The organism is Candidatus Phycosocius bacilliformis, from assembly GCF_003112735.1.
GTDB classification, from domain to species: domain Bacteria; phylum Pseudomonadota; class Alphaproteobacteria; order Caulobacterales; family Aquidulcibacteraceae; genus Aquidulcibacter; species Aquidulcibacter bacilliformis.
On sequence record NZ_BFBR01000001.1, the window covers coordinates 268,021 to 286,866 of the forward strand.

General features: G+C 58.5%; 17 protein-coding genes. 13 read left to right on the forward strand and 4 right to left on the reverse strand.

Annotation, left to right across the window (positions count from 1 at the left end):
* Positions 1-15 precede the first annotated feature (15 nt).
* From PbB2_RS01405 to astB, 7 genes are all read left to right on the forward strand, one after another.
* Entirely contained in the window at positions 16-2,775 is a 2,760-nt protein-coding gene (locus PbB2_RS01405; protein WP_108983494.1) for a M14 family metallopeptidase, read from the forward strand.
* Between the two features lie 186 nt (positions 2,776-2,961).
* A complete protein-coding gene (locus PbB2_RS01410) occupies positions 2,962-3,327 on the forward strand; it encodes a GntR family transcriptional regulator (protein ID WP_108983495.1) in 366 nt (121 codons plus the stop codon).
* The gene (locus tag PbB2_RS01415) at positions 3,324-4,172 is read left to right on the forward strand and encodes an ABC transporter ATP-binding protein (RefSeq protein WP_108983496.1); all 849 of its coding nucleotides are present in this window, start codon (positions 3,324-3,326) and stop codon (positions 4,170-4,172) included. Before PbB2_RS01410 ends, PbB2_RS01415 begins: the two co-directional genes overlap by 4 nt.
* Positions 4,173-4,181: 9 nt before the next feature.
* Positions 4,182-4,472, forward strand: coding sequence for a hypothetical protein (locus tag PbB2_RS01420; RefSeq protein ID WP_108983497.1), 291 nt, complete (start codon positions 4,182-4,184; stop codon positions 4,470-4,472).
* Positions 4,469-5,527, forward strand: a complete 1,059-nt coding sequence (locus PbB2_RS01425; protein ID WP_108983498.1) for a hypothetical protein — start codon at positions 4,469-4,471, stop codon at positions 5,525-5,527. The genes PbB2_RS01420 and PbB2_RS01425 overlap by 4 nt, the downstream gene beginning before the upstream one ends.
* 90 nt (positions 5,528-5,617) lie before the next feature.
* Positions 5,618-6,319, forward strand: a complete 702-nt coding sequence (locus PbB2_RS01430) for a DUF4386 domain-containing protein (RefSeq protein WP_108983499.1) — start codon at positions 5,618-5,620, stop codon at positions 6,317-6,319.
* Between the two features lie 51 nt (positions 6,320-6,370).
* Complete coding sequence (gene astB, locus PbB2_RS01435) at positions 6,371-7,708, forward strand: N-succinylarginine dihydrolase (protein ID WP_108983500.1); 1,338 nt, start codon at positions 6,371-6,373, stop codon at positions 7,706-7,708.
* A 9-nt stretch (positions 7,709-7,717) separates the two neighbouring features.
* Here the strand turns inward: astB and PbB2_RS01440 are convergent, their stop codons facing one another.
* Positions 7,718-9,331, reverse strand: coding sequence for an AbgT family transporter (locus tag PbB2_RS01440; protein WP_108983501.1), 1,614 nt, complete (start codon positions 9,329-9,331; stop codon positions 7,718-7,720).
* A 93-nt stretch (positions 9,332-9,424) separates the two neighbouring features.
* Between PbB2_RS01440 and thiE the strand changes: the two genes are divergently transcribed.
* From thiE to PbB2_RS01470, 6 genes are all read left to right on the forward strand, one after another.
* On the forward strand, positions 9,425-10,096 hold the full coding sequence (thiE, locus tag PbB2_RS01445; RefSeq protein WP_238164797.1) for a thiamine phosphate synthase: 672 nt from the start codon (positions 9,425-9,427) through the stop codon (positions 10,094-10,096).
* Positions 10,087-11,013 carry a tetratricopeptide repeat protein gene (locus tag PbB2_RS01450; RefSeq protein WP_108983502.1) on the forward strand — a complete coding sequence of 309 codons (927 nt, stop codon included), beginning with the start codon at positions 10,087-10,089 and terminating at the stop codon, positions 11,011-11,013. Before thiE ends, PbB2_RS01450 begins: the two co-directional genes overlap by 10 nt.
* A 55-nt stretch (positions 11,014-11,068) precedes the next feature.
* The gene (locus PbB2_RS01455) at positions 11,069-13,486 is read left to right on the forward strand and encodes a DUF4175 family protein (RefSeq protein ID WP_133245672.1); all 2,418 of its coding nucleotides are present in this window, start codon (positions 11,069-11,071) and stop codon (positions 13,484-13,486) included.
* Between the two features lie 52 nt (positions 13,487-13,538).
* A complete protein-coding gene (locus PbB2_RS01460; RefSeq protein WP_108983504.1) occupies positions 13,539-14,129 on the forward strand; it encodes a TetR/AcrR family transcriptional regulator in 591 nt (196 codons plus the stop codon).
* A gap of 8 nt (positions 14,130-14,137) precedes the next feature.
* Positions 14,138-14,605, forward strand: coding sequence for a hypothetical protein (locus PbB2_RS01465; protein WP_305790424.1), 468 nt, complete (start codon positions 14,138-14,140; stop codon positions 14,603-14,605).
* A gap of 77 nt (positions 14,606-14,682) precedes the next feature.
* Positions 14,683-15,381 carry a hypothetical protein gene (locus tag PbB2_RS01470; RefSeq protein WP_133245673.1) on the forward strand — a complete coding sequence of 233 codons (699 nt, stop codon included), beginning with the start codon at positions 14,683-14,685 and terminating at the stop codon, positions 15,379-15,381.
* A gap of 20 nt (positions 15,382-15,401) precedes the next feature.
* On the opposite strand, the gene PbB2_RS01475 is transcribed toward PbB2_RS01470, so the two are convergent.
* The 3 genes from PbB2_RS01475 to gap are packed head-to-tail and all read right to left on the reverse strand — an operon-like array spanning position 15,402 to position 18,700.
* Complete coding sequence (locus tag PbB2_RS01475) at positions 15,402-16,418, reverse strand: class I fructose-bisphosphate aldolase (RefSeq protein WP_108983507.1); 1,017 nt, start codon at positions 16,416-16,418, stop codon at positions 15,402-15,404.
* A gap of 26 nt (positions 16,419-16,444) precedes the next feature.
* Complete coding sequence (locus PbB2_RS01480; RefSeq protein WP_108983508.1) at positions 16,445-17,641, reverse strand: phosphoglycerate kinase; 1,197 nt, start codon at positions 17,639-17,641, stop codon at positions 16,445-16,447.
* A gap of 51 nt (positions 17,642-17,692) precedes the next feature.
* The gene (gene gap / locus PbB2_RS01485) at positions 17,693-18,700 is read right to left on the reverse strand and encodes a type I glyceraldehyde-3-phosphate dehydrogenase (protein WP_108983509.1); all 1,008 of its coding nucleotides are present in this window, start codon (positions 18,698-18,700) and stop codon (positions 17,693-17,695) included.
* Positions 18,701-18,846: the final 146 nt, after the last annotated feature.

Consider the following 18,846-nt stretch of genomic DNA (forward strand, 5'->3'; position numbering starts at 1 on the left):
ACTTAGGGGCGGTTCATGACAATATCTCGAATGCTTTTGGCTTGGCTTGCGACCAGCGCATTGGTTCCAGCAACCGCCTTAGCCCAGTCCTATGCCATTCCCCATGAAGAGTTGGGGGCAGTTGGACATGTCGCCAAGATTGACCCAGAATTCTATTGGCCCGGTGCCAATTATGATCCCCAAGTGCCTTCGCCAAAATCGGTGTTAGGCTATCAATTGGGCGAAGCAATTACCCCCCACGCCGGCATTCTCCGCTATTTCGAAGCGCTGGCAGCCTATGCGCCTGACCGGATGAAGATTTTTGACTATGGTCGCAGCTGGCAGGGGCGGCGGCTGATTTACGCAACCATCGGCTCGCCGGACAAGATTGCCAATCTCGCCGCTATTCAGGCTGATGCTCAGAAGCTGGCAGATCCGCGCAAGCTGGGTCCTGGAGAAGCTGAGGCCATTATTGCCCGCCATCCCGCCATTGTTTGGCTGGCCTATTCGGTTCATGGTGATGAAATTGGACCCGCAGAATCAGCCTTGCAGCTGGCCTACCACCTGTTGGCTGCGCGCGGAGATCCCCGCCTGGAAGCGATACGCGCCAACACTTTGGTGGTGATTGTGCCGATCCAGAACCCTGATGGCCGCGAGCGCTTTATCAATAGCAATCTGTCGGGCATGGGACTGCGTGCCAATGCTGATAGTGCCTCGGCCGAACGTGATCAGCCTTGGCCGGGCGGACGATCCAACCACATGATGTTTGACCTCAATCGTGACTGGTTCGCTCTGACCCAACCCGAGACGCGGGGCCATACGGACGCCGTTTTGAAATTTTACCCAGTTGTGATGGTGGACAGCCATGAAATGGGCAGTGACCGCAGCTTCTTCTTCCCTCCTGAAGCCCAGCCGATCAACCCCAATGTCACCAGTGAACAGATGGCACTGAAGGCCTTATTGGGCCAAAACAATGGACGCTGGTTTGATCATTTCGGCCTGACCTATTTCACCCGGGAAGATTATGACCTGTTCTATCCCGGTTATGGAGATGGTTGGCCGACGACGCAGGGCACGATCTCCATGACCTTTGAACAAGGTTCGGCTCGCGGTCTTGTGGCGCGGCGGTCGGATGGCACCAGCTTTACTTTCGCCGACACGGTCCGCAGCCAATTCATCGCTGTAATGTCTACCTTGGAAACAGCCTCGCGCGAGCGGGGCCGTTTTGTGCGCTCCTTTTATGATTTCCGCCGCAGTGCAATTGCCGAAGGCCGGTCTGAACCGATCAAATCCTATATCCTGCCTGCCCAAAAGGATCAGGCCAGTACCGACAAGCTGGCTGCCGTCCTGACCCGGCAAGGCATCGACATTGGTCGCGCGACAACCAGTTTCTCGGCCTGCGGGCGAACATTTGCCCCAGGCTCTTATGTGATTTCTGCTGCCCAGCCGACCAAAAGGCTTATCCGCAACCTGCTCGAGCCTGACACCGCGATGGACCCCAAGTTCGTGGCTGAACAACAAAGGCGGCGGCGGGCCGGATTGGGTGACGAGATTTATGACGTCACGGGCTGGTCTCTTCCCTTATTGTACAATGTCGAGACGGTAGGCTGCACGCTCGATCCCGTGGTGACGACTGTGCGCGCAGACCCCACCATGATCCAACCGGGTAAAGTGACGGGCAGTGAGGCGAAAGCTGCGTTTGTGCTGGCCTCGGGCTCGGCTGCGACGTCCCGCTTCATGGCGCGCGCACTGGCAGAGGGGCTGGTGGTGCGAGCCATGGAAGGCGGCTTCACATTGGAAGGCCGCGCCTTTCCGGCTGGCAGTCTGGTGATTAACCGTGGTGAGAATGGGCCAGATGTAGCTGAAAAAGTAGCCAACCTGGCTGCGGCGACGGGAGCAGTGGTTTCAGGCTTTGATTCCTCTTGGGTGACACAGGGACCCAGCCTGGGATCTGATAAGGCTGTGAAATTGCGTGACCCCCGCATTGCTTTGGCGTGGGACAGCCCCGCAGACCGCAATTCAGCCGGGGCAACGCGCTATGTGCTGGAGCGCAAGTTTGCCGTTCCTGTCACCCCGGTCCGGGTCAGCCGGCTCGCACGACTGCCGCTCAACCAATATGACGTGCTGATCCTGCCCGATGGGGAAGGTAATTATGCCGCCAGCTTGGGCGAGGCCGGCATCCGCAATTTGCGCAATTTTGTGCAGAATGGCGGGGTTCTGATCTCGCTTGGCAGTGCAACATCCTTTTTGGCCGACCCCGACATTGATCTCATCGGCCTGCGGCGCGAACAAGCCACACTGACAGAGGCCGAAGCCAAAGGCCGACCCGGGGAAGCCAAGGCCAAACCAGGCAGTGATGGGGTGGCGGGCATCAATATCCCCGATGAAGCCGCCTATCGTCAGGTGATTGCAGAACCAACCCGCGAGCCAACAGACTTAGACGGGGCGATCTTGCGCGGGTCAACCGATCCCGACCATTGGCTGACCGCTGGTCTGGCCCCCCGACTGCACATGATGGTCACCGGCAACCAAGTCTTCCGTCCAGTAACAGCTGATGTCGGTGCCAATGTGGTGCGGTTTGATGGGCCAGATGAGCTACGCGTGAGCGGCATTGTCTGGGACGACCTGCGCCAGCAATTGGCCTATAAGCCAGCGGTAAGTGTACAGCCGCGCGGGCGGGGGTATGTGGTGGCCTTTACCATCGACCCCACATATCGCGGGATGGCTGACGGGCTCGATTCTCTGATGATGAATGCCATCTATTTCAGCGCCGCGCGGGCAAGCCCCATTCGATAGCCACCTCTCACATTGACGGCGGCCCGCGCGCGACCAGTGCCAGTAGGCTGTGCGCTGGATGCTGGCCATCGTAAAATCGGGTGCCAAACCCAGGACCTCAAATAGCCGCTTGACAACCATGGTGTATTACATTACCAATACACCACAACGCTAGAACAGCACGTGCTAGCACATAAGGAGTTGTCAATGACGCAAGCTTGGCGCGACGATCAACCCATCTGGAGGCAGATCAAGGACCGCGTCCTAGCTGCCATCCTCGATGGCGGCATCAAGGAGGGCGAGCCCTTGCCCTCGGTACGGCAGGTTGCTTTGGATCTGCAGGTCAATCCACTGACCGTATCCAAGGCCTACCAAGAACTGGCCGATGAAGGCCTTGTTGAGCGTCGACGTGGGTTGGGCATGTTCGTTATTGATGGGGCACGCACGGGCTTGAGCGCCAGCGAGCGCACAACCTTTCTCAAGGAAGAATGGCCAATTGTCGTGACTCGCATTCGGCGGCTTGGCTTGAGTGTGCAGGAATTATTGAAAGAAGTTGAGGGGAACGGGCAATGACGGATGTGTTGATTAGCGCCAAAGGTCTAGCCAAAAGCTATGGCCAGAAGCAGGCCCTTAAGCCAACAGACCTCGAGGTGCCAGCCGGCCGCATCGTCGGCGTGATTGGGGCCAATGGGGCCGGGAAATCCACCCTGCTCAATTGCCTGCTTGGCCTGTCCAATTATGACGGCGAGTTGCAAGTGATGGGGATGAACCCGCTGATGCAGCGCGCCAAGCTGATGGAACAAGTCTGTTTCATCGCCGATGTTGCCACGCTGCCACGTTGGGCCAAAGTTGCCGACCTATTGGACTGGGTTGCAGGCCTGCATCCCAAATTCGACCAAGCCAAGGCGATTGCCCGACTCAAGACCACGACGGTGCAGCTCAATGCGCGGATAAAGGCTTTGTCGAAAGGCATGATCGTGCAAGTCCATCTGGCCATTGCCTTGGCGATCGACGCGCGCATCCTCGTGCTGGACGAACCAACATTAGGGCTGGATATCGTCAACCGCCGGGGCTTCTATGACGCCATTCTATCCGACTTTTTTGACGAGACCCGGACGGTCATCATCACGACCCACCAAGTGGACGAAGTTGAGCCGATCCTGAGCCATGCGATCTTCATCCGCGATGGATCTGTCACTTTGGATGCGGCGATGGATGACATTGCCGAACGGTTCCTGGCGGTGGATGTGCTGGATAACCAAAAGGCAGAAGCCGAAGCCTTGAAGCCACTCTACAGCCGCTCACTGCTCGGCCGCACCACATATGTGTTCGACAATGTACCAGCGGACAAGTTGCGTGGCTTCGGCGAGCCTCGGCGGGTCGGCTTGGCTGACTTGTTTGTGGCCTTGGCACAGTAGGAGGGTGGTATGATTACTGGTCTACTTTTCACACTGACCCAGCGGCCTGCCGCGACCGAAGGTCAGGCTTTCCCCAACAAAACGGCGCGCTCTGAGGCCAAGTCCACCCAGAAAAAGGGCCCGGCCGGCGCAGCTGACACCGTGGTGAAGCTCGCCCGTGTTTCTGGCATGGCTCTCGCCCTCGTCGGTTTCATGCTGATGGGCGTCGGCGGGGTTGAATGGTCCTTCGACCCAGCAAGCGGTCTGAATGTACAGACAGCCGTGATCAACTTTACCCTTCCTGCGGGAGTGTTCTCATGAACAAGTTTTTGACCCTCATTCGGCGGGATTTGGCCGATAATCGCGGTGCGCTGATCACCACGCCCATCGTTATCGCAGCAATCATGCTGGTGGTGACCCTATTTGCAAGCCTGACCGGCAATGCCCGCTTCGGCTTTGATCCCGAAGACTTTGCCAACGGCCGTAATGGTGCAGCCGTAGAAGGCAAGGCCTATATCGACACAGGGAGCGAGGCAGTCGCAGTTCGCCGCGGTCCCGATGGCAAAGTCACCATCACACGTCCAAACGGGGAAACCAAGACTTTGGACGAAACCATGGACGCCAAAGCCAAAGCGACGATCGAAACCGTCCTACCGGTCGGCACCGCCGCGGCATCCTTGTTGCCACTGGGGATTGCAGGCATTGCCATCTTGTTTGTGCTGGCCGGAGCTTTGCACGACGAGCGCAAAGATCGCAGCATCCTGTTCTGGAAATCCATGCCGGTGAGCGACCTGGAAACCGCCGCAGCAAAATTGGTCTCCATTGTCGGAATTGGGCTGTTCTTTGCCCTGGCGGTGACCATCGTGCTCAATGTCGCCATGACAACCATCGCGGTCATGACTTTGGGCAATGTCGGCATCACTGGGGTCAGTGCGAGCACGGTCTATCTCAACGGCGTCAAGCTGTGGGTGGTGATGGCCGTAGCTCTGCTCATCTATATCGGCTGGGCTTTGCCAGTCTATGGCTGGGTCAGCCTGGTGAGTGCTTGGGCACCCAAGGCACCCTTCATCGCCGCCTTTGCCCCTTTGTTTGTTGTCCCGCTCGTCTATATGGCCATCAGCTTCCGAGGTAACGAGCATGATCCGATCCTCAGCGCCTTGTGGGAACCTGCTGGCCGTCTGATCGGTGAGCCCATGTTCCACGAAATGACCGGCGTAGTCGAGAAAAGCCAGGACCATATCCCGACCATCCAAGTCGACGCCATGCTGGCCCATCTGGCAGCCAATCTGGGTCAACCTGGCTTCTGGGCAGGCTTGGTACTGGCAGCAGGCTTCATTTATGCCGCCAGCGAGATCCGCCGCCGCCGCGCGCTGTAACGCGACAAGGTGCAGACCGATCGACAGGGCCATCGACCAGAGGTCGGTGGCCCTTTTTTTGACCTAACCTACTCTGCTGCGAGGTCCACCATGCCCACCAAGACTTCCTTCTGGACCGCTGGCCGCCTGACAGGCCTCCTCTTACTGATCGTGACCTTGACCCATATGGTGGGCTTTCAAATCACCAGTCGGTTTGTGCACCCAAATGACTTCGCCGCAACCAGCCAAGCCATTGCCGAGGCCGAAACGCTCTATCGGCTTGGTCTGCTCAGCTATAGTGCATCCAGTCTGGCCACAATCGGGCTGGCAATTGGCTTTTTTGCCTTGCTTGCGCCCATCCATCGCATGTTGGCACTTGTGGTGCTGTGCAGCCGACTGTTTGAAGCTGTACTGGCAAGCTCGGCTTGGGCGATCCGATTTGCCTTGGTCGACAACCATATCCAAGCCAATCCTTTAGGTCCCAACGGGGCACTGGCCTTGCATCAGATTTTGAGGGGGATTGCCAATGCTGGTTTTGATCTGGCGGCCATCGCCATGGCCATAGCAAACGTGATCGGCTTCTGGCTGCTGTTCAAAGCGGCCAGCTTGCCACGCATCCTGTCCCTTATTGCACTTTCTGGAGGGGTGGTCGTGCTCATCAGCAGCTGTCTCAATCTTGGCTGGCCGCATATGGCTCCGGCCAGCCCTCTGGCCTTTGCCATAACCCTCCTGAGCCAATTGGCGATTGGCGCGTGGCTATTTGTGTTTTCAAGCCGGTTGCCAGAACCGCTGCCCGCCGCAAACAGGTCTTGACAGAGAATCCTATGTCTATAGCCCAGCGATCAATGACCGGAGGGGCGAGGCGTGGCGTTTGAAGCAAATTTCGATGGTCTGGTGGGGCCAACCCACAATTATGGCGGTTTGAGCACGGGCAATCTGGCCTCGGCGGCCAATGCCAGCGCCATCTCGCGCCCTCGTGAGGCGGCTTTGCAGGGCTTGGCCAAGGCCCGGAGGCTGGCTGAAGCGGGTCTGATTCAGGGCGTCCTGCCCCCGCACGACCGCCCGCATCTGCCCACGCTGCGCGCATTGGGTTTTTCCGGAACAGATGCTGAAGTCCTGATCCAGGCTTGGCGAACGGATCCAGCCCTGGTGCGCAATGTCAGCTCATCAGCCCAGATGTGGGCGGCCAATGCGGCAACCATCTCACCCGCGGCCGATTGCGCTGATGGGCGGCTTCATCTCAGCCCAGCCAATCTGATGACCATGCCACATCGGGCATTAGAAGCCAGCCAAACCGAATTGAGCCTGCGGGCGATTTTTGCCGATCCAGTCCACTTTGCTGTCCATAAGCCCCTGCCCTATCAGCCTTTGTTTGCCGATGAGGGGGCTGCCAATCACATGCGCTTGTGCGCCAGCCATGGCGCAGCCGGGGTGGAAATTTTTGTCTGGGGTCGCGACGGCTTCGGCCAGCAAGAGACTCGCTTTCCTGCCCGTCAAACCCTGCAGACTGGTCAAGCCATCGCCCGCCGCCACGGATTGGCAGAGGCCCGCGTGCTGCACCTGCAGCAAAGCCGGACGGCCATCGAGGCCGGAGCCTTCCATAATGATGTGGTCGCGGTTGCCAGCCTGAATGTGCTGTTCTGTCATGAATTGGCATTCGAGAATCAAGCAGAGGCCTATGAGGCAATCAAACAGGCCTGTGACGGCCTGTTGGAGCTGGCAATTGTTGAGGTGCCTGCCGCCGAGGTGCCACTTGCTGATGCAATCAAGTCCTATTTGTTCAATACCCAATTGCTGAGCATGCCCGGGGAAGACCGCTTGGTGTTGATTGCGCCAGAAGAATGCCGCGAGAATGAACCAACCCGGCATTATCTTGACAAGCTTGTCGCGCGTAATGGGCCGATCGGGCGGGTCCAGTTTGTCGATGTGCGCCAATCCATGCGCAATGGCGGCGGACCGGCCTGCCTGCGCCTGCGCGTGGTGATGAATGAGGATCAATTGCATGCACTGGGGGCGCGGGCCATCTTGGACGCGGACCTCTATCGCGATCTCACTGACTGGGTCAGTCGCCATTATCGTGAGACGCTCGGCCCCGATGATTTGGCCGATCCTGCTTTGATGCTGGAAAGCCGTGCAGCACTGGATGAACTCACCCGCATCATGAAGCTGGGAACCGACTTTTATCCCTTCCAGCGGGGCTGATCGCCCAGCTTATTGGCTTCCCGGCAGCGCATAGGTCACTTGCGCACCCGGCCCCAATGGCCAGTCGAAATAGACCCAAGCTGCGGTCATGGTCGTTCCGGCAATCAGGAAGCCAAAGGCGAAGGGCAGCATCATGGCCAATAATGTGCCGACGCCGACATTCTTGTCCCAGCGGCGGCAGAAGGCCAAGACCAGCGGGAAATAGGACATGAGCGGGGTGGCGATATTGGTATAGCTATCGCCCATACGATAGGCCGCTGTGGTCATTTCCGGCGAGATCCCCAACAGCATGAACATCGGCACGACAACAGGGGCCATCGCACTCCATTTGGCTGATGCCGATCCGATGAAGAGATCGAGAATGGATGAAAAAACTTGCACACAAACCAACAAGAAGGGCGCAGGCAGACTGAGGGCCTTAAGCGCTTCAGCCCCATTAATGGCTGCAATCGGGCCCAAGTTCGACCAATTGAACATGGCGATGAAATGGGCTGCAAAAAAGGCGAACACAATGTATGGGGCAAGCGACCTTATGCCATCGGCCATCATGGTGACAACGTCTGTTGAGGTCTTGATCGATTTGACCGCGATCCCATAGCTAATGCCAGCTGCCAGGAACATCAGCGAAAAAGCTGCAATCAGACTTTGATAGAAGGGTTGCAATTGCGCGGTTCCCTTCTGGCTTTCGTCAATGAGTGGGGTAAAGCCGGGCCAGAGCGACAAAGCCGTGAACAGAGCGATGATCACCAAGGCCGACAAACCAGCCAATCCCAGGCCGCGCTTTTCATCCTTGGTGACTTCTGATTTGGCCAGCTCCGCCTTCAGATCGGCGTCGGGTTCTCCGCCCCAAGGGCCTAGACGCGGTTCTAGCACCCGATCGGTGATGAACCAAATGATCGGGGTGAATACCACCACAATCGCTAAAATGAACCACCAATTGCCCAATGGATTCATCGTCCAGGTCGGATCGATAATGCGGGCAGCCTCCTGGGTGAAGCCAAACAAGAGCACATCAAGCTGCCCGGGTGTGATATTGCCAGCAAAACCGCCCGAGACAGCAGCAAAGGCTGCCCCAATCCCGACAAGCGGGTGCCGACCTGCTGCCGCATAAACCAATCCGGCCAGCGGAATGAAGACAACATAGCCCGCGTCCGACGCATGGTGGCTCATCATTCCGATAATGCAAACCACGGGCGTCAAAAGATGACGAGGCAGACCGGTCAGGCTGTTGCGGATCAGGGCGCTGAAAAGGCCCGCGCGTTCGGCCACCGCCGCGCCCAGCATGACAACCAACACGGTTCCCAGCGGGGCAAAGCCCGTCAATGTCCGGGGCATGTCGACAAATAGCTTTTTGAGATTGTCCTCTGTGAACAGACTGGTCGCTTCAAATGTCAGGACCCCGTCTTTCAATACACCCCCAGCCGGAGGCTTGTCGCCGGTGAAGGGCAAGGACGCCTGCCAGCCCAAGCCCGCGCCGATAACAGACAACAGCATGAGAAAGCCGATCAGCCAGACAAAGATCATCACTGGATCAGGCAAAAGATTGCCGACCCGTTCAATCCAGGCCAGGACGCCGCGCTGGTTGTCGGTTGTGGGCTTGGCGGGAGGCGTGGCTTGGGTCATAGACATCTCTGAAATCGTGGAAGGCGCGACTTGTGCCGATTTCTACTGGGTTATGCACCTCACAATGTTGGCACTTGTCCACTCTCTGTTCTGGTGAACGCCCCTGATTGGAGTTTTGAATTGGTGTCGGATCGTCCAAAAGCCCGTCTTTATGTGATCAGCCCGCCGCGTCTGGATGAGGTTGAGGCCTTTGCCCGCGATCTGGACGCGGTCATCGCTGCTGGGGATGTGGCATGCCTGCAATTACGTCTCAAGGAAGCCAGTGATGGCGATGTTTTGGCGGCGGCTGGCCTCTTATTCCCGCGAGCGCAAGCCCAAGGCGTGGCTTGCCTGATTAATGATCGGCCAGATCTTGCCCGACAGGCGAAGGCCGACGGTGTCCATATCGGGCAAAGTGATGGGACGGTGGCCGCAGCACGCAAGGCTGTTGGACCGGATGGCATTGTCGGGGTGACGTGCCATGATAGCCGCCATCTGGCGATGGAAGCCGCTGAAGCCGGTGCCGATTATGTCGCCTTTGGTGCCTTTTTCGATACCGCCACAAAAGTGGCCCCAACCCGCGCCAATCTCGACATATTGTCATGGTGGCAGGAAATGATGGAAATTCCCTGCGTGGCCATAGGTGGCATCACCCCCAATAATGGCGCTGATCTGGTCAAAGCCGGGGCAGATTTCTTGGCAGTGTCTGCTGGTATCTGGGCCTGGCCAGAGGGACCGGCAGCTGCAAGTGCCGCCTTCAAGGAGTTGTTTGACACATGCGCTTAATCCCCATCATGTCGGCCTTGGCATTGGGGCTGATGGCACCCAGCGGAATTTGGGCGCAGCCGGCACCACAGCTCAGCCCGGCTGCTGCCCAGGCCGATGCCGATCAGCGTGCGCTCGACGCGGCTTTGGCAACCCTGCGGGCTGGCAATTATCGGGAGGCATTGGGACAAGCCGAAAATCTGGCATCGCGCGGCAATCCGCGGGCGGCTGCACTGGCAGGATCCATCCATGAACAAGGCCTGACGGGAACACCCTCTCCCGAGGCTGCCGTGCGCTGGTATCGCCGAGGCGTTTTAGGGGGCAATAGCGACGCGATGTTGGGCCTGGCCCGACTGGGTGTCGCCAGCAAGGGCGGGGCCAGCCCCGGCGAAGCCATGACCATGTTGCAGCGCGCGGTCGCGGCGGGCCGTCGAGATGCCTTAGCCCCGCTGGGAGACTTGTTTCTATCCGGGCTTGCCGGTCCGCGCGACCGTAGCAGGGCGGCAAATCTGTATGCGCAAGCTGCAGCGAGCGGCGATGCTGAGGCCGCTTATGCAGCCGCCATTCTTTATGCGGACGGCGACCCTGATCCCACCGATGACCCTTTGAAGGCAATTGGCTTTTTAAGGCAGGCCGCCCAAGCGGGGCGGGCAGATGCCGCCGCCGATTATGGCTTAATGCTGTATCAGGGCCGGGGCGTCGCCCGCGATCTGAAGGCTGCTGCCCAATGGTTCAAAACCGCCGCCGACGGTGGCGATAAGGACGGGGCCTTCTATTGGGCCTTGGTCAATGCACGCGGCGAAGGTACACCGCAGAACCTCGAGCTGGCGATACAATGGGCACGGGTAGCGCAAGGCTCCTCACCCGATGCAGACCGCTTGCTGGCTCTCCTTGAAACCCAAGCCACCCGTCCTGCACCGACCGGCTCGAAACCATGAAAGTCCAACCGAGGTTGGATTCACAAAACTGACGGGCTTGTGCTAGACCAAAGTCGTGCTCGCTCCAACAACGCCACCGCCTGCAACCCGCCGCGCGCTGCGCCAGACGATACGTCGTCATGCGCTTGTGTTGGGCTTACGCAGCTTGTGGCTCCCCCTTTTCATTCTCACAGCTATGGGGGCAACAGGTTGGCTAACGCAGAATTGGCCAGCCGCCATGGTTTCTGCATGTGCTGGGCTGGCTTGGATCGCAAGTTTGGTCGCGTTCTGGCGGGCTTGGCAGCACTTTCATCCGATGGACGAACATGCCGCCGGTCTGGCCCTTGAACGGGCTGCAGGGCTGGAAGAGCTTGCCCCCCTCACTGGTCGGGATGATCGGCGTATCAGCGGGGACGATGCCCTTTGGTCTTGGCACCAACGACAGCTGATTGAGGCTGCCGGCAAACTATCCACCCCGGTCAAGCCGCCTTTATTTTGGCATGATGGTGTCAAGGCCTTGGCCTTAGCCGCCGCCTTGGTCCTGTGTTTGGCGCGTCCAGAAGCGGCGGGTCGAGCACTTAGCTTTGATCTCTCCCCCTTGGTCGGCGACGCGGATCTTGTGGTCGAAGTGTGGGCCGAACCACCTGCTTATACTGGCCTGCCGCTCATTCGACTTGACCGTCTGCAGCCAGACGTCAAGCTGCCAGCTGGCTCTCGCGTCACTGCCCGCGTGGATGGACCACGCGGTGCACCAATTCTCAAAGGCCCGTCCGGCGCGGCCCGTTTGTCCCGGCTTGAAGGTGGGAGCTGGCAAGGTAGCATCACCATCAGCAAGTCGGGCAGTTTGACGCTGGACCGATTGGGCACACGGGCGCACTGGCAGGTTGAGGCGCTGATTGATCAGAAGCCAGTTTTGACCTTGACCCAACCAGTCAGGATTGACCCCCGCGGGCGGCTCGACATCGCGTTTCAAGCCAGTGATGATTATGGATTGAGCGATGCCTTTGTGCGGATACGACCTGTCCGTGTACCGGAGGGCTTGCGCGGACATGAGGTATTTGAAACCCCCATTGCTTTGGAAACTGGTGCCGATGCGGATGGCGCACGCCGGGTCTTTGTTGATGTGGCCGATCATCCCCTCACTGGACTTGACGTGACTGTCGAGGTTGGTGTGCGTGACGGGGCTGACCAGGCCAGTCTGTCGCAGCCCCAGAAATTGATCCTGCCGCAGCGCAATTGGACAAATCCGCTGGCCGCTGCCTTGCAGGAGATCCGGCTCTTGATCCTGCGCGAGGCGCGCCCCTTCCGCCGGCCACTACCCCGCTTTGCCACGCTGTTTGCACCACAGGATACCGGACCCGTAGCCATTGATGTGGCAAGCTTGGGCCCAATCAGGCTTGACCTCACCGAGCCGAGTATCGGCGCGCCGCCAGGTATTGCCGAAGCACGTGCCAAACTCACAGCTGTGTCCCAGACGATGGCACAGATGGGCTTAAGCGACCTTGGTCAGCTTAGCCTGCATTATGCCGTGCAATTGCTTAGTCTTGCGCGCACTGTCGAGGACGCCCATGGCGTGGCGCCGATCCTGTGGCAGATGGCGGTTCAGATCGAAGCCAGCAGCCAAACTCCGGCTCAAGAGAAAATTGCCGCGGCGCGCGATGCCCTCAAGCAGGCCTTGGAACAAGGTGCGTCGCCGGAAGAGATCCAGCAATTAACCCAAGAGTTGCGCGAAGCCGTAGGGGAACGCCTGCAAGAACTTGCCGAGCAAGGGGCCTCTGGACAGGGCGGCGGGAGCGACCCTTCCGGTCCCTCCATCACTGCCGGTGATCTGGAGGATCAGCTCAAACAATTGGAAGAATCGGGTTCGGGAGGTCAGCGCCAGGATGCCCTGACCCAATTAGACCAGCTCGATCAATTGCTGGAGAACCTGCAACCTGGATCGCCCAGCGCTGGCAGCCAGGCTGACGGCTCCGGTCAAGGCAGCGGTCTGGACCGCCTCATGCAGGAGCAACGGGCCCTGTCGGATGAGACAGGCGATTTGGCCAATAGCCCGCCTTCGTCCAACACAGATCGCAACAGAGAAGATTTGGCCAACCGACAAGATGGTCTGGCGGATTTACTCGAGGGGGAACCTGCGAGCGGGGAAGCCGAAGGGCAGAACCGGCAACAAGCCGCACAAGCCATGCGCGAGGCAGCCCGCGCCCTGCGGGAGGGACGGCCGGAAGAGGCCCAAGAGGCGCAAACCCGTGCCTTGCAGGCTTTGCGACAGGCCGCTGCCAGTGCCCCTCAAAGTCAAGCCGGTACCGGGCAAGATGAAGACCCAATAGGCCGCCCACTGCCGCAACGGGATGATGGCAAGGCAACCAAGGTTCCTGATGGGGTGGAAAAGCGACGCGCACGTGACGTCCGCGATGAATTGCGTCGCCGCCAAGCAGAGCCTGATCGCAGCCCGCAAGAACGCGACTATATCGACCGACTTCTGCAAGATCGCTGAACCGACAGTTTCTGATTGACAGTTATACTGTCATCATGACAGTATAACTGTCATGAGTCATCCGGCACCGAAAACCCACCGTGACCGCCAGCGCAATGCGACCGCAGAGCTGATTGTGGAGGCTGTTGGTCAGTGTCTTGAAAATGTTGAGCTGACCGAATTGACCTTTGCCCAAGTCGCCGAAAAAGCTGGCTTGGGGGAACGCACGGTCTATCGCCACTTCCCCAATAAGGATGCCCTGCTAGACGGCTGGTGGCGGGCCCATAAGGCCAAGCTCGAGCAGGACCAGTTTCCAGATACATTTGAGGCGTTGCAAACCTTTCCCCTGCGCGCCTTCCCGACGTTTGACTCCGAGGCCGAAGTCATGCGCGGAGCGGTTTTATCCCCGCAGGGGCGGGCCATGACCTTGGCGCGCAACGCCGACCGCAAAGCCGCCATTCGCCGCGCCGTTGTGGGCGAGCTTGGGCCTGATGTTGATGACGACACGATCCAAACGGTCTGCGCGTCCGTGCAATTGCTTCAGTCGGCCACCGCATGGCTGACCATGCGTGACTATTGGGACTTGGCTGGGGATCAATCGGGCCAGATCGCCCAACGCGCTATCCGTGCCATTTTTGACGCCGCCCGGCAGGGCCGCTTGTAGGAGCTTTCGTGATGATCTTGCACGCCTCGATTTCCGCCCATGCCCCAGAGCATGTTGCCCGCGTGTTGAGCGAGCTATGGGACGGGGAGGCCCTGCCCTTTGCGCCGGTGCCCGGCGCGTGGATTGCCATGGCCGGGGACAGTATAGGCTCTGGCATCGAAGTGTATCCTAAGGCTTGCGCATTGGTGCCGGGGCCGGGTGAGGCGATGTTTGAAACCCGCATGCTGGATGTGCCACCCAGCCATGGCCCAACCCATCTGGCCATCAGGTGTCATCGCAACCAGGCCGAGATTGAAGGCTTGGCCAAGCGCGAGGGCTGGCGCGCCGTACGCTGTTCACGCGGAGGGCTGTTCGATGTCATCGAGTTCTGGATTGAAAACCAGACCATGATCGAAATTCTCACCGATGAGATGCAGCGCGATTATCAAGCCACGTCCTCGATTGAGGCTTGGCGGCAGGCCATTGGCACCACCTAGGAGCCATGGCGATTGGAGGGGGGACGAAGATGACAACAGTGGATATGGCTCAACAGCCAAAGAGATTTTACCAGATCATGGCCTGGATTTTTGTGGCCATCGCTTTTGGTGGGTTTATTCCGACCTATTGGCTGAAACTGCTGGATGGCAGTTTTGCCGGCAAACCAATCCTGCACATCCATGGCATGCTCTTGTTCGGCTGGGTCTTATTCTACGCCATGCAAGTCCAGTTTGTTGCCCAGCGCAGCATTGCCCAGCATCGTAATTGGGGGATTGCTGGCGTCTCACTTATGACGGCTTTGTCCATTTCGGTTGTGCTGGCAGCCATCAATACCATCAAACAGGGTGCGCTAACCGGGTTTGAGACCCAGGCGGCGGCTTTCTCAATCGTCACCTTCTCAGGCATAGCCTTGATTGTGGGCTTTGTGGCGTTGGCGATCATGAATATCCATCGGACCGATTGGCACAGCCGCCTGATGACTTTGTCTTTTGTGCCCCTGCTGCAAGCCCCGATGGCGCGACCCTTTGCCGTTTTGATGACACCACCGGGTGCAGTGGGTCCACCACCCGTCTTTGTCACCCTGCCACCGGCGATCGTCATTGACCTCATTCTGGTCGCCATGCTGGTCTATGATCGCAGAACCACCGGCCGCTTCCACCCGGTCACCCTCTATGGGGCACTTGCCATCATTGCTGTGCAAGTCTTGTGCGTGCCGGTCTCGACCAGCCCCGCTTGGCTGGCCACCGCGCGATGGATCGCCAGCCTGGCGGGCTAAGGGGATTGGAGGCTTGTGACTTAAGCCTCCAGCTCTTCCTTCCACTGCCCCAACGAGGCCAACCCATTCATATGGGCGCGCTTATAGAAGGCTGCCTGAGCTGCAGGAATATTCTCATCCTTGCCGGCCCACGCCTTTTGCGGGGCGGCCTGTAAGGCCCGACCATAAGAGAAGGTGAGGTTCCAGGGCAGAGCATGCATCGCATTCATCGCGTTGAGGTGGGCGGTAGCGGCAACGTCGGACTGCCCGCCAGACAAAAAGGCGATGCCAGTCACAGTCGACGGTACGGTGTTCTTCAGGCACTGCACCGTTTTCTCGGCGACCTCATCAACACTTGCCTGCGTTTTGCACTTGCGACCTGCAATCACCATATTTGGCTTCAACACGATGCCTTCCAATTGCACCCGCATCTCATAGAGGGCTTGGAAGGTCATTTTCAGCACATATTCAGTGACCTCAAAGCAGCGATTAATGTCGTGGTCGAGATCCATCAACACTTCAGGCTCGACAATCGGAACGATGTTTTCTTCCTGACACATGGCTGCATAACGGGCGAGCGCATGGGCATTGGCCTTGACCGAGCCAGCACTGGGCCGACGCGCATCAATGTCAATCACGGCGCGCCATTTGGCAAAGCGGGCTCCGTGAACATAATAATCGCGCAGACGGTCGCGCAGATTATCGAGGCCGTCGGTGACACGTTCACCGGGGAAGAAAGGCATTTCGCGCGGCCCCATATCCACTTTGATGCCGGGGATCGAGCCGTGTGACTTGATGATCTCCACAAGACGCGAACCGTCACGGGCAAACTGGCGAATGGTTTCATCATAGAGGATCACACCAGAAATGTGATCCTGCATGGCTTTTTCCGAGCGAAACAGCAATTCGCGATAATCCCGACGCGTGTCTGGGGTGGATTCAACCCCGATCGCATCAAAGCGCGAGCGAATGGTGGCGGTGCTTTCGTCGGCCGCCAGAATGCCTTTTCCAGGCGCGACCATCGCTTTGGCGGTTTCAACCAGTTGATCGAGATTCATCGCGTTCCCCTTTTTGACAAACAAACTTAGTTTTGGGTCTTGAGCGCTTCTACGCCCGGCAAAGCCTTGCCTTCCATCCATTCCAAAAATGCGCCGCCGGCTGTCGACACGAAGGTGAAATCCCCGGCAACCCTGGCTTGATTGAGTGCCGACACCGTGTCGCCGCCACCTGCAACCGCGATCAGGCGGCCCGATCGGGCCAGACCGGCCGCGGTGCGGGCCGCTTCCATCGTGCCCACATCAAAAGGTGACAATTCAAACGCGCCTAACGGACCATTCCAAACCAATGTCTTGGCAGTCTCCAAAGCCGCAGCCAGAGCGGCAACCGACTTCGGCCCGGCATCGAGGATCATCTCATGATCTTTGATATCGGCGATCTCACAGGTCCGATGCGGGGCATGGGCCGCAAAGGCTTCAGCGACAACCACATCGGTCGGCAGCAGAATTTGGCACGCATTGGCCTCAGCCTCCGCCAAAATGGCTCGGGCAATGTCCAATAGGTCATGTTCACACAGAGACTTGCCAACATGAGCCCCGCGCGCGGCTAAAAACGTATTGGCCATGCCCCCGCCTACAGCCAGCATGTCCACCCGACCGACGAGGTTCTTCAACAAATCAATCTTGCTGGAGACCTTGGCCCCACCAACTACCGCCATCACTGGGTGCGTTGGATTGCCCAGCGCTTTATCGAGATAATCCAGTTCATGGGCCATCGACAAACCCGGATAACTCGGCAGGAGGTGGGCAATACCCTCAGTTGATGCGTGAGCGCGGTGGGCCGCAGAAAAAGCGTCATTGACATAAAGGTCCGCCAACTTGGCAAATCCCTTGGCCAACTCAGGATCATTGGCCTCTTCACCGGGATGGAAGCGGGTGTTTTCCAAAAGCAGGATGTCGCCATCCTGCAAAGCTGCGACGGCTGTTTCAGCAACAGGCCCTACACAATCTGCAGCAAAACCAACCGGCTTACCCAATAAAGCAGACAAGGCGGGAGCCACGCGCGCCAGTGACATGGCCGGAACGACCTTGCCCTTCGGACGGTCGAAATGGGCGGCAAGAATCACTTTCGCGCCGTTCGACACCAAAAGCTCAATCGTTGGTATCGCCGCACGCAAGCGGGTGTCATCTGTGATGACGCCATCTTGCACCGGCACATTGAAATCCACTCGGACAAAGGCGCGTTTGCCCGCCAAGGCCGCAGTCTTCAGCGAAGAAAAACTCATGACACGTCCACTTATAGCAGCCCAACAGATGTCGGGCTGCGTCCGACACCCTCAGATCAGCTTGGCCATCGCGATGGCGGTATCGCTCATGCGCGTCGAGAAGCCCCATTCATTGTCGTACCAAGACAGGATACGCACCAGCGTTCCATCCATCACTTTGGTTTGATCAAGGGCAAAGGTCGAGGAATGGCTGTTGTGGTTAAAGTCGATCGACACATTGGGATCTGCCGTATAGCCGAGCACACCTTTCAGCGGGCCATCGGCAGCTGCCTTGATCGCGGCATTGACTTCCTCAATCGAGGTTGCGCGCTTGGCGACAAATTTGAGATCAACGCACGACACGTTTGGTGTTGGCACGCGGATGGCAACACCATCAAGGCGACCAGCCAATTCGGGCAAGACAAGGCCGACGGCCTTCGCTGCGCCGGTCGACGTTGGGATCATCGACAAAGCGGCGGCCCGCGCGCGGTACAAGTCCTTGTGCATGGTGTCTAAGGTTGGCTGATCTCCCGTGTAGGAATGGATCGTGGTCATAAAGCCCTTGTCGATTCCCACTGCGTCCTGCAGCACTTTAGCAACCGGTGCGAGGCAATTGGTCGTGCAAGACGCGTTGGAGACAATAACATCATCCTTGGTCAACGACTGGTGGTTCACGCCATAAACCACGGTCTTGTCAGCCTGTTCGCCGGGAGCCGAGATCAGAACACGCTTTGCTCCGGCGGTCAGATGCGCGGTGGCCTTGTCGCGGGCCGTGAACAGGCCCGTGCATTCCATCGCGATGTCGACTTTGTTTTCGCCCCAAGGAAGGGCGGCAGGATCACGCAGAGCCGTGACTTTGATCGGCTTGCCATTGACGACAATAGTATCGCCTTCCACGCTGACGCTGGCGGGGAAACGGCCATGAACGGAATCATATTTGAGCAGATGTGCATTGGTCGCAGCGGGGCCCAGATCATTGATCGCAACCACTTCAATATCGTCCCGTCCATGCTCGATGATGGAACGCAGAACCAGACGGCCAATCCGGCCAAACCCATTGATCGCGACGCGCACGCTCATATCTATCTCCGTAGTAAAACTACAAAATCAGCGCCAGTTTTGGCCTGTTTTGCTGGCGGCGGACGGGTGTTGCTCCACCCTGCCGTTTGAACGGTGCCTATAGCCATCCTTGCTCGAATCGTCCACCCAATGGCAGTGTTTGCTAG